The sequence below is a fragment of the Brachybacterium sp. P6-10-X1 genome, assembly GCF_001969445.1.
In the GTDB taxonomy this organism is placed as follows: Bacteria; Actinomycetota; Actinomycetes; order Actinomycetales; family Dermabacteraceae; genus Brachybacterium.
The window spans coordinates 4,375,175-4,385,603 of sequence record NZ_CP017297.1; the positions used below are offsets into that span (position 1 = coordinate 4,375,175).

The following is a 10,429-nucleotide window of genomic DNA, read 5'->3' on the forward strand; positions in this document are numbered from 1 at the left end:
GGATCGGGCGCGGATGAGCGTGCCTGCGGCGACGACGCCGCTGCGGCGTAGTCCCGAGTACCTCCGCTGGCTGATGGGGGATCTCCTCCTCGACATCGGCACGGGCATCGGGGCCTTCGCCTTCCCCCTGGTGACCTTCATGGTCACCGATGACCTGGGCACCACCGGCCTGGTGGCGCTGGTCCAGGGCGCCGGCGCGCTGGTCGGGCTGATCCCGGGCGGGCTGCTCGCCGATCGCGTCGAGAGGCGACGACTGCGACTGCTGGCCGGGGTGGTCGGGGCGATCGTCCAGGCGATGCTGGTTCTCGTGCTGGCGACGGGTGTGGCCGGCGCCGTGGTGCTCGCCGTGCTGGCGTTCGCGGACAGGTTCCGCGAGACGCTGCTGGGCAGCGCCTCCCACGCCATGCTCAAGCAGATCGTGCCGACCACCCAGCTGCCCCGGGCGGTCTCGGTCAACCAGGGACGAGAGGCCGCGGTCGAGATGGCCTCCGGGCCCGTCGGTGGCGCGCTGCTGGGCCTGTCGCTCGTGTTCCCGCCATTGGCCCAGCTGCTGGGCAACCTCGGCTCGGTCGCCGCGACCCTCACCATGCGCCGCAGATACTTCCCGCGGACCGAGGGCGCCGAGCGCACGTCGGTGGCCGAGGACCTGCGCGAGGCGCTCGCCTGGATGATCTCGCAGCCCATCCGTCTGCAGGTGCTGGCTCTCGCGTCCGCCGTGAACCTCGGAGCCAACGGCCTGATCTTCGCCGTGCTGCTGGACCTCGCGTCCGACGGGGTGCCGGCGACGAGGATCGGCCTGCTGAACACGGTGCTGGCCGCGGCGATCCTGCTCGGTGCCGTCCTCGCGCCGCGCCTGGTGGACACCGTCCCGACCGGTGCGCTGGCGATCGTCCCGGTGCTGCTGATGGCGGGGGTCGGGATCTTCCTCGCCTTCGCCCCCGGCATGCTCTGGATCGGCGCGGCCTATGGCGTCCTGGGGATAGGGCTGCCCGCGATCAACGCCTCCAGCCAGGGCTTCTTCACCCACATCACGCCGATCGCGATGCAGGGACGGGTCAGCTCGCTGATGCGCCTGGTCTCCTCGGCGCTGATGCCGCTGGCTCCGGCGGTCGCCGGGTGGGGGCTGGACACCGTCGGCACCCTGCCCACCATGCTCGTCTTCGCGGTGGTCCTGGCCCTCGGAGGGCTGGTGGGGCTGCTGGGGCCGGATCTGCGCCGGATCCCCACCGCGCCGCGGTGGGAGACCTACGCCCGTCAGGAGGGGTTGGCAGTCGGGGAGTGAGGGGCGGGGTCGGGTCGCTGTGCGGGACCTTTCCTCCCCAGGGTGCGGGGTCTTTCCTTCTCAGGGTGCGAGGGCCTTCCTCCCCACGGTGCGAGGGCCTTCCTCCCCAGGGTCTGCTCGTCCACCATCGACCCTTCCGTCTGTCGTGTGTCGGACCCTCTGTCTACGCTCGGAGGAGATGGAGAACCTGGTTCTCGGGGCTCCTGTCATGGTGACGGACGCGGAGGTGGGGAGCATGTCGCAGACGATGACGCCGGCCGCAGTTCCGCGCGGGGCAGAGCCTCCGCGTCCCCTCGGGCGTGCGCGACGTGACCTCGATGCGGCCTCGCTCGCCGATCGCGGCGACCTCGAGCAGGGATCGGCCGCCCACGGTGCTGCCACCCGGCTTCTCGCCCGGGGCCGTCGCGCCTCCCGCGACCATGCCGAGCGTCTGCGTGACATCGCCGCGCTGTGGGTTCCGCGGGAGGACGAGGACCTGCGCGATGACCGCGAGGAATCCGACGTCGCCGTCGCCCTCGCGCTGCGCACCACGACCGCCCGGGCCGGGACCCTGCTGCGCGATGCCCACATGGCGGTCACCGAGGTGCCCGCGACCTTCGCGCGCCTGGCCTCGGGCGACATGCCCGTGGAGTGGTTCGACCGCCTGGTGCGGGCGCTGCGGGACCTGACCCCCGTCCAGCGCGCCCAGATCGACGAGCGGGTCTCCACCTGGGACCTCGACTCCCTGCCGGTGGACAGCTACCGCCGGTCGCTGCACCTGCTGTTGGCCTGGTTCCAGTCCCCGGCCCCGGAGGTCGCCCCGCAGGAGCAGCGCGACGTCGCCCTCGAGCTGCCCACGGTCGCCGACGGCACCGCCTGCCTGCGCCTGACCGGACCCATCCCGGAGATCCTCGCGCTCTCTCGCCGCCTCGACGCGGCCGCCCGCGCGGTGCAGACCACCCAGCGCCATGCCCTCGACGACGGTGCCCCGGTGCCCTTCGACCTCGAGGCGGCGGCGGCCACGACCGCGCGGCCGCTGCCCCTGCGCTCCCTGCGCTACGCGGTGATGACTCGTTCGGTTCTCGACACGGGCGGCACCGAGGTCCCGCGCGAGCCATTCCGCCTCAGCGTGGTGGTCCCTGTGATGTCCCTGATGGGCGAGTCGGACGCTCCGGCCCTGCTCGATGGGCGAATCCCGATCCCCGCCTCGATGGCCCGCATGATCGCCGCGGAGGAGAGCATGTGGTTCCGCGTGCTCACCGACCCGGTCGACGGGACCTTCCTCCCCACCGCTGCGCAGCGGTACCGGCCGCCGGAGGCGATGCGCGAGCACCTGCGACTGCGCGATCCCGTGTGCGCGGTCCCCGGGTGCGGTCGGGCCACCTCCACCTGCTCGGAATCGGACCACATCCAGGAATATGACCACGCGGATCCCGCCGCGGGCGGGCAGACCACCCCGGAGAACCTCCACGACCTGTGCTGGATGCATCACCGGCTGAAGACTCGCGGCCTGATCGACCCGGTCCGCGGTCCCGACGGGGCGATCACCCACTGGAAGACCCGCTCCGGGGCACATGCCTCGGTGGCGCCGAACACCGACCTGCTCACGCCCGAGCTGGCCGCTGTCCTCCAAGCGCGCTGGGAGCAGTACGAGTTCGAGCGAGACATCACCGCGATGGTCATCGCCGGGGAACTCGAACGATTCGCCCGCGAGGACGGACCCACCGACCCCCTGCTGGACGACCGCGCCGGCACCCGTGAAGCGTCACCAGCTCGAGGACTCGAGGATCAGCCGCCACCGTTCTGAGCTGTGCCGCTGCTCTCGGCGGGCTGTTCGCCGTCCGAATCCGGATCCCCGTCCCGGTCGCTTCCGTGCTCATCGCGGTTGATGCGGCGGTACCGTGTGATCTCGCTCTGCGCGGACCGAAGGGCTCGCCGCGGGCGAGTGAGGAGACAGAGCCCCGGGATCAGGAATCGTCCGCGGGCGGACGATCACCGAACCACTCCGCGGCCCGCTCCCGCCGCACGACCTGCTCCAGCCGACGACCGCGCAGCTGGACGGCGAGGACCGCCAGCAGCAGCGCGAGCACCCCTCCGCCGAGCGACCACAGCGCCGCCGTGGTCATGGTGGCCGCATCCGGGCTCAGCAGCGTGATCAGCAGCACGGCGGCCCCCACGCAGATCGCGATGATCCCCAGCCCCACCATCACGGCCGGGCCCAGCGAGCTCAGGATCGCGGGTCCGGCCGATCCGCCCTGCAGCGGGCGACGCATCGGCAGGCCTCGTCCGAGCTGACCCGGCCGGTCCACGGCCCAGTCCAGGAGGGACCGGTCCCTGCGGCGGCTCGCGAGCGTCCCGATCACCGCCGCGACGATCACCAGGGCGGCGATCCCGATCAGGAACGGCCCCGCGGACGGCGGCAGGGAGGAGCGGCTGAGGTCGTCGGCCCGCAGACCCAGGACGACCAGGGCGATGGCGAGGCCCAGAGCCACCAGCAGCAGCGCGCCCTCGAGGACCCGCAGCGGGAGCTGTCGGGCGGCGCGCTCGGCCTCGGCGGCGGAGGCGAGCTCGTCCTCGACCGGATCCGCGCCCTCCTCGAGCACCACCCGGCGCTCATCCGCCAGGCGCTCCATGAAGTCCTCGACCTGGGACCCCGCGCGCAGGGACACGGCGTAGCGGGCGCGCTGGGCGGCCGTCAGCCATGCCGTCATCACCATCGAATCGGCGAGCGCCCGCTCCTCGGGCAGCTGGCTCGAGTTCGCGATCGCGCGGATCCGCGCGGCCCGTCTCCCGGCGAGCAGCCCTCCCGGGGCGTCGGGCGCACCGTGGGGGAGGTGCCGCGGCGGCGGGGGCGTGGTGGTCATGCCCCCATGGTCCCAGAACCCCGCCCGCGCGGAAGGGCGATCCGTCCGCGCCATACTGGGGGGATGACCGTCGCCGCCCCCGATCTCGCCCGCACCGTCGCCGTGATCGGGGCGGGGCCGCGGGGGACGGCGATCATCGAGCGCCTGGTCGCCGCCTCCCACGATCCCGGCTGGCACGGACCGCTGACCGTGCACCTGGTGGATCCCTTCGTCGGCCGCGGCGGCAGGGTCTGGCGGCACGACCAGTCCGAGGTGCTGCTGATGAACACCACCACCTGCCAGACCACGATGTATCCGGACGCCAGCTGCCACGCGGTGATGCCGTCCCTGCACACCGACACCCTCGCCGACCACCTCGCCGCGGAGGGCCTGGGTCCCGGCGACTTCGCCTCCCGTGCCGCTCACGGCCGCTACCTCGCCCGCGTGCTCGAGACCGCCGAGGCCGACGCGGACCCCGCCCGCCTGCGGATCGTCCGCCACGAGGCCGAGGCGGTGGACGTCACCGGCTCCGCCGACGGGATCCAGCGGGTGCGGCTCAGCGACAGCCGCGTGCTGCGGGCCGACGCCGTCGCCCTCGCCCTCGGCCACCTGCCCACCGCGCTCGGCCCCCGCTCCCAGCAGCTTGCCGACGCCGCCGCCCGTCATGGCCTGGTCCACCTCGGTCCCGCCAACCCGCTCGAGGTCGACTACGCCGCGCTGCTGGGCCGCGAGTCGATCGCCGTGCAGGGCCTCGGCCTGAACTTCTACGACGCGATCGGCATGCTCACCGCCGTCGCCGGGGGCCGCTTCGTGCCCGACGACCGCGCGCCCTCGGGGCTGCGCTACCTGCCCGGCGGCGGCGAGCCGCGGCTCGTCGTCGGCTCCCGCTCCGGCATGGTCTACCGCCCCAAGCCCGATCTCGGCCCCGAGCTGCCCGCCCCGTACTCACCGCAGGTCCTCACCGGCGAGCGGGTCCTGGAGCTGGCGGTGCGCTCGGCCGGCGTCGACCACGAGCGGGAGGTGATGCCGCTGATCCTCGCCGAGCTGCGCCGGGCGCTCGCCGGGGCCGGCTTCGCCGGGCTCGCCACCGACGAGGCGCTGATCCGCTGGCTGTTCCCCTTCGGCCGGCGCGGCGGCGAGACGGCCGAAGCCCACCGACGCACCCGCGACGTGCTGCGCGGCTCTCTGCACGCGGCCACCGACCCCGACCCCGCCTGGGTGCTCGTCTACCGGGTGCTGATCGCCATGCGCACCCAGGTGGGCCGGCTCATCGACCTGGGGGCCTACACGACCGAGTCCGTGCGCCGCGACATCGACGGGCACCTGCGCAACGCCTTCGCCTCCTGGGCCTCCGGCCCGCCGGTGCTGCGGGTGCGCCAGCTGCTCGCCCTCGAGGAAGCAGGGCTGGTGCAGTTCCTCGGACCGCGCATGCACCTGGACATCGACGACGACGCCGGACGCTTCGCGGCGCGCGGGGCCGACGGCCCGGCCATCCTGTGCGACGGCGTGCTCGAAGCGCACCTGCCGCCGGTGGACCTGCCCGCCTATCGCAGCGCCCTGATCGGGGCGTGGCGCGAGCGGGGGGAGGTCCAGAAGGATTCCTGGGCCTCCCGCGGCAGCCGCCGACGGATGCTGACCGGCTCCATCGCCGTGGACGGGCTCTACGCCCCCGTGGGGTCGGACGAGACGGTCTACGACCGGCGTCTGCTGGTGGGGGTCCCGGTCTCCACCGCGCAGCCCGGCTCGGCGATCACCGCCGAACCCGGCACGTCCGCCCAGCTGCTGCGCCACGCCGAGGCGGTCGCCCTGCGCCTGGCCCGGGCCGGGGGAGCACTGGGCGATCCGTGATCCGCGGGCGAGCGGCCGACGGTGGCACGATGGCCCCATGCACAATGCTCCCGCGCCCGTCCTGGATCCCCACGCCGACATCGTCGAGCTCACCGCCGCGATCGTCGACATCGAATCCGTCTCCGGGAACGAGACGGCGCTCGCCGATGCGGTCGAGGCCGCGCTGCGCACCCACGCCGATCACCTGGAGGTGATCCGCGACGGAGACACCGTCATCGCCCGCACCCATCGCGGCCTGGACCGACGAGTGCTGCTGGCCGGGCACCTCGACACCGTCCCGGTGGCGGAGAACCTGCCCTCGTCCCGGCGCACCCGCGACGGGCGCGAGGAGCTCGTCGGGCGCGGCAGCTGCGACATGAAGGGCGGTGTCGCGGTGTTCCTGAAGCTCGCCGTCGAGGCGGTCACCGCCCCCGTCGACCTCACCTGGGTGTTCTACGACCACGAGGAGGTCGCCGCGGCGGACAACTCCCTGACCCGCATCGCCGCCGAGCACCCCGAGTACCTCGCGGCGGACTTCGCGATCCTCGGCGAGCCGACCTCGGCCGGTGTCGAGGGCGGCTGCAAGGGCACCATGAAGCTCGCGGTCACCGCGCGCGGCATCGCCGCCCACTCGGCCCGCGACTGGGTGGGGGACAACGCGATCCACCACCTCGCGCCGGTGCTCGAGCGTCTGGCCTCCTACGAGGCGCGCCGCGCCGTGATCGACGGGCTCGAGTACCGCGAGTGCCTGAACGCCGTGGGGATCTCCGGCGGCATCGCCGGCAACGTGATCCCCGATCGTGCCACCGCGCTGCTGAACTACCGCTTCGCGCCCGACACCTCCGTCGACCAGGCCGAGGCGCATGTGCGCGAGGTGCTGGCCGGCCTCGACCTCGAGATCACGGTCACCGACTCTTCCGCGGGCGCGCTGCCCGGGCTCTCCGACCCGGCCGCCGCCGACTTCCTGGCCGCCCTGGGCCAGGGCGTCACCCTCGCCGCCAAGCAGGGCTGGACCGATGTGGCCCGCTTCGCCGCCCTGGGGACCCCGGCGGTGAACTTCGGACCCGGGGACGCGCTGCTCGCCCACACCGACGACGAGCACGTGCCGCTCGAGGACCTCCGCTCGGCCCTCGAGGCTCTGCGGCGCTGGCTGGAGATCTCCCGGTGACGAGCACCGAGGGCGCCCTCCGCCGCAGCCTCGGCCTGCCGCAGCTGCTCGCCTACGGCCTGGTCTTCATCGGACCGGCCGCCGCGGTCGGCGTCTGGGGCACGCTGGATGCGGTCTCGGGCGGCGTGGTGCCCGTGGTCTACCTGGTGGCCACGATCGTCATGGCGCTGACCGCCTCCAGCTACGCGCTGATGTCCGCGGAGGTGCCGCGCGCCGGCAGCGTCTTCGCCTACGCGTCCGAGGGCATCGGCCGCCGTACCGGCCACATGGGCGGCTGGATGATGCTGCTGGACTACCTGCTCATCCCCTCGGTCGCCTACCTCTTCAGCGGCATCGCCCTGCACTCGCTGGTCCCGCAGGTCCCGGTGTGGGTGTTCGTGATCGCCGCGGTCGTGATCTCCACCGGGCTGAACCTCGCCGGGGTCACCGTGACGGCCTGGGTCTCCACCGTGGTGGTGATGGTCGAGGTGGTGGTCCTGGCCGCCGTCCTCGCCGTCGGGATCTGGGTGCTGGCGACCATCGGCCCGCTCCGCGGCTGGCTCGACCCGCTCACCGGCGGGGCGGCCGGGCTGGACGCGGGTCTCGTGCTCGGCGCCGTCAGCATCGCCGTGCTCTCCTATCTCGGCTTCGACGCCCTGGCCACCTTCGCCGAGGAGACCCGCGGGGGTGCGAAGGTCGTCGGACGCGCCACGCTGGTCTGCCTCGTCGTGGCCGGCTTCCTGTTCATCCTCCAGTCCTACGTCGGGGCGCTGCTGTCCCCGCAGACCACCGCGGAGCTGCAGGCCGACCCCTCGCTGCAGGGCGATGCCTACTACGCCATGGTCGACTCCGAGATCTCCCCGCTGCTGCACGCCCTGCTGTCGCTGGCCAAGGGCATCGGCGCGATCTTCAGCGCCCTGGTGGGACAGGCCGCCGCCAGCCGCATCATCTGGGACATGGGACGCTCCGGCTCCCTGCCGCACGTCTTCTCCCGTCTGTCGACCCGCACGGGCGTGCCCGTGGTCGGTGTGCTCGTGGCCTCCGCCGGCAACGTCCTCGTCGCCGGCTGGGCCTCGACCCGCGGGGACGGCCTGAACCTGGTCTCCTCGATGGTCGACGTCGGCGCCATCACCGGCTTCGTGCTCGTGCACGCCTCCGTGATCGGCTACTTCGTGGTGCGCCGGCGCGGGGGAGCGGTGCGCCCGGTGCGGCACCTGGTGATCCCCGTGCTCGGCGCCGGTCTGCTGATCGTCGTGCTGGTCTCCTCCAGCCCGGTGGCGCTGATCGTCGGCGCCATCTGGGCCCTCCTGGGCTTCGCCGTGCTGCTCCTGCGCCGGCCGAGCGCCGGCACAGCCGATACGCTCGGCCGATGACGCCCGAGGAACGAGCACGCCATCGCAAGGGGCCCGTCACGCTGCGCGGCGCCCAGCGCCCCGAGCGCACCACCGACCAGCGGCTGCTGGAGGAGTCCGGGCCCGGGGACTGGGTCCACGCCGATCCGTGGCGGGTGATGCGCATCCAGGCCGAGTTCGTCGAGGGCTTCGGGGCGCTCGCCGAGCTGGGGCCGGCCATCTCGATCTTCGGCTCCGCCCGCCTGGGACCGGAGCATCCCTACTACCGATGCGCCGTCGAGATCGCCCACGGCGTGGTCGACCTCGGCTACGCCGTGATCACCGGGGGCGGCCCCGGCATCATGGAGGCCGGCAACCGCGGCGCCCAGGAGGCGGGCGGCGTCTCCGTCGGCCTCGGGATCGAACTGCCCCATGAAGACGGGATGAACGAATATGTCGACCTCGGGGTCGACTTCCGGTACTTCTTCGCCCGCAAGACCATGTTCGTGAAGTACTCCAGCGGCTTCGTGGTGATGCCGGGCGGCTTCGGAACCTTCGACGAGCTGTTCGAGGCGCTGTGCCTGATGCAGACGCACAAGATCGACCTGTTCCCCGTGGTGCTGGTCGGGCGCGCCTACTGGCAGGGCCTGCTCGACTGGCTGGGCGGCGCCGTCCTCGAGGGCGGGACGATCAACGCCGTCGACGTCGACCTGCTGCGGGTCGTCGACACCGCCGAGGAGGCGCTCGGCGTGCTCCGCGAGGCTGCGCACCGATGACCGCCGTCAGCCCCATCGTGCTGCTCCTGCTGCTGGTCGCAGCCGTCGTCGCGGTGCTCATGGTGGTGCTCGCCCAGGGTCGGATCGGCGACGGGATCGAGGCCCCGCAGCGCCCCCGGAGACGCCGACGTACGAACCGCTCGCGGAACCTGAGATAATAGCCACCGTACGCGCGCTGTCCGAGGCCCCGTCCGGGGGAGCACCTCGCAGGCAGCGACACCATCAAGGAGGCACGCCATGGCTGCTATGAAGCCGCGCACCGGGGACGGTCCGCTCGAGGTCGTGGAGGAGGGGCGAAGCATCATCATGCGCGTCCCGCTCGAGGGGGGCGGCCGTCTGGTCGTCGAGATCGCCGCGTCGGAGGCCGTGGAGCTTCATGACGCGCTGAAGGGCGTGATCCCGTCCTGATCCGTTGAACGGCACCCGTGGGACAGCCCCGCACCGCGTCGGTGCGGGGCTGTTCTGCGTCGACCGCGCCGTCAGCGCCGGGCGGGCCGCAGCACCGCGGCGAGCACCCCGTCGCCGCTGCCGGTGAGCGCCGGGACCAGGTCCTCCGTCGCGGTGACCGCCCGCAGCACCTCCCGCACCGCACGGGTCCGCTCATCGCGTGCCGTGGGGTCGGCGACCCGGTCGTGGTACAGGGCGTGGGGGACCACCAGCACCCCACCGGGGCGCAGCAGGCGCCGGGCGTGCTCGAGCAGGTCCAGGGCGTGCGGGGCCTGGGCCGGGAAGCTCACCAGGTCGTACGCGTGATCGGTGAGCCGGCCGATGACGTCGCGCGGGCTGCCGGCGATGGTCCGCACCCGGGGGGACCGGATCTGGGCCTCGGCGAAGGACACCCGGGCGGCGCGCTGGTTCTCGACCTCCGGGTCGATGGTGGTCAGCACCCCGTCGGGGTGCATGCCCGCAAGCAGGTAGAGGGAACCGACGCCGCTGCCGGTGCCGATCTCGACGGCCGAGCGGGCCTGCACCGCCGCGGCGAGCACCCGCATCAGCGCCCCGGCCCCGGGCAGGACCGGGGTCGCGCCCAGCTCGCCGCCCCGCTCCCGGGCGCGGGCGAGGACGCCGTCGTCGGAGAAGAGGAGCGCCTCGTCGAGGAACTCCTCGCCATGGGCCCAGCTGGCCACCTTTCCCGACGACATGTGCGCTTCCTTCCGATCGACCTGTCCGAACGGGCCCAGACTATGCCAGGAACACGCCATGGCTGGGAATCGCATGCCCGCCGCGATGCAATAATGGGCCAG

The 10,429-nt window shown here is 73.2% G+C and carries 10 protein-coding genes; 8 read left to right on the top strand and 2 right to left on the bottom strand.

Annotation, left to right across the window (positions count from 1 at the left end):
- Positions 1 to 13: 13 nt before the first annotated feature.
- Both BH708_RS19470 and BH708_RS19475 read left to right on the top strand, forming a co-directional pair.
- Positions 14 to 1,282, top strand: a complete 1,269-nt coding sequence (locus BH708_RS19470; protein WP_157236057.1) for an MFS transporter — start codon at positions 14 to 16, stop codon at positions 1,280 to 1,282.
- Between the two features lie 235 nt (positions 1,283 to 1,517).
- Entirely contained in the window at positions 1,518 to 3,068 is a 1,551-nt protein-coding gene (locus BH708_RS19475; protein ID WP_157236058.1) for an HNH endonuclease signature motif containing protein, read from the top strand.
- A gap of 160 nt (positions 3,069 to 3,228) precedes the next feature.
- Here the strand turns inward: BH708_RS19475 and BH708_RS19480 are convergent, their stop codons facing one another.
- Positions 3,229 to 4,125, bottom strand: a complete 897-nt coding sequence (locus BH708_RS19480; protein ID WP_076810592.1) for a hypothetical protein — start codon at positions 4,123 to 4,125, stop codon at positions 3,229 to 3,231.
- Between the two features lie 63 nt (positions 4,126 to 4,188).
- Here BH708_RS19480 and BH708_RS19485 point away from each other — a divergent pair, with 63 nt between their 5' ends.
- The 6 genes from BH708_RS19485 to BH708_RS19505 all read left to right on the top strand — a co-directional run bounded on the left by BH708_RS19485 (position 4,189) and on the right by BH708_RS19505 (position 9,593).
- Positions 4,189 to 5,952 carry an FAD/NAD(P)-binding domain-containing protein gene (locus tag BH708_RS19485; protein WP_076810593.1) on the top strand — a complete coding sequence of 588 codons (1,764 nt, stop codon included), beginning with the start codon at positions 4,189 to 4,191 and terminating at the stop codon, positions 5,950 to 5,952.
- Between the two features lie 37 nt (positions 5,953 to 5,989).
- Positions 5,990 to 7,099, top strand: a complete 1,110-nt coding sequence (gene dapE, locus BH708_RS19490) for a succinyl-diaminopimelate desuccinylase (RefSeq protein WP_076810594.1) — start codon at positions 5,990 to 5,992, stop codon at positions 7,097 to 7,099.
- On the top strand, positions 7,096 to 8,451 hold the full coding sequence (locus BH708_RS19495; protein ID WP_083713828.1) for an APC family permease: 1,356 nt from the start codon (positions 7,096 to 7,098) through the stop codon (positions 8,449 to 8,451). The genes dapE and BH708_RS19495 overlap by 4 nt, the downstream gene beginning before the upstream one ends.
- Positions 8,448 to 9,185: a TIGR00730 family Rossman fold protein gene (locus BH708_RS19500; protein ID WP_076810595.1), complete on the top strand. Its 738-nt coding sequence runs from the start codon at positions 8,448 to 8,450 to the stop codon at positions 9,183 to 9,185. The genes BH708_RS19495 and BH708_RS19500 overlap by 4 nt, the downstream gene beginning before the upstream one ends.
- Positions 9,182 to 9,343, top strand: coding sequence for a hypothetical protein (locus BH708_RS20070; protein WP_172805783.1), 162 nt, complete (start codon positions 9,182 to 9,184; stop codon positions 9,341 to 9,343). Before BH708_RS19500 ends, BH708_RS20070 begins: the two co-directional genes overlap by 4 nt.
- 79 nt (positions 9,344 to 9,422) lie before the next feature.
- Positions 9,423 to 9,593 carry a DUF3117 domain-containing protein gene (locus tag BH708_RS19505; protein WP_076810596.1) on the top strand — a complete coding sequence of 57 codons (171 nt, stop codon included), beginning with the start codon at positions 9,423 to 9,425 and terminating at the stop codon, positions 9,591 to 9,593.
- Positions 9,594 to 9,664: 71 nt separating this feature from the next.
- Here the strand turns inward: BH708_RS19505 and BH708_RS19510 are convergent, their stop codons facing one another.
- Positions 9,665 to 10,327, bottom strand: a complete 663-nt coding sequence (locus BH708_RS19510) for an O-methyltransferase (protein ID WP_076810597.1) — start codon at positions 10,325 to 10,327, stop codon at positions 9,665 to 9,667.
- Positions 10,328 to 10,429 lie beyond the last annotated feature (102 nt).

Excerpts from the sequence above, each read along its gene's own strand:
- BH708_RS19475 (WP_157236058.1), top strand. The coding sequence starts at position 1,518 with ATGTCGCAGACGATGACGCCGGCCGCAGTTCCGCGCGGGGCAGAGCCT.
- BH708_RS20070 (WP_172805783.1), top strand. The coding sequence starts at position 9,182 with ATGACCGCCGTCAGCCCCATCGTGCTGCTCCTGCTGCTGGTCGCAGCC.
- BH708_RS19470 (WP_157236057.1), top strand. The coding sequence starts at position 14 with ATGAGCGTGCCTGCGGCGACGACGCCGCTGCGGCGTAGTCCCGAGTAC.
- BH708_RS19510 (WP_076810597.1), bottom strand. The coding sequence starts at position 10,327 with ATGTCGTCGGGAAAGGTGGCCAGCTGGGCCCATGGCGAGGAGTTCCTC.
- BH708_RS19505 (WP_076810596.1), top strand. The coding sequence starts at position 9,423 with ATGGCTGCTATGAAGCCGCGCACCGGGGACGGTCCGCTCGAGGTCGTG.
- BH708_RS19485 (WP_076810593.1), top strand. The coding sequence starts at position 4,189 with ATGACCGTCGCCGCCCCCGATCTCGCCCGCACCGTCGCCGTGATCGGG.
- BH708_RS19480 (WP_076810592.1), bottom strand. The coding sequence starts at position 4,125 with ATGACCACCACGCCCCCGCCGCCGCGGCACCTCCCCCACGGTGCGCCC.
- BH708_RS19500 (WP_076810595.1), top strand. The coding sequence starts at position 8,448 with ATGACGCCCGAGGAACGAGCACGCCATCGCAAGGGGCCCGTCACGCTG.
- dapE (WP_076810594.1), top strand. The coding sequence starts at position 5,990 with ATGCACAATGCTCCCGCGCCCGTCCTGGATCCCCACGCCGACATCGTC.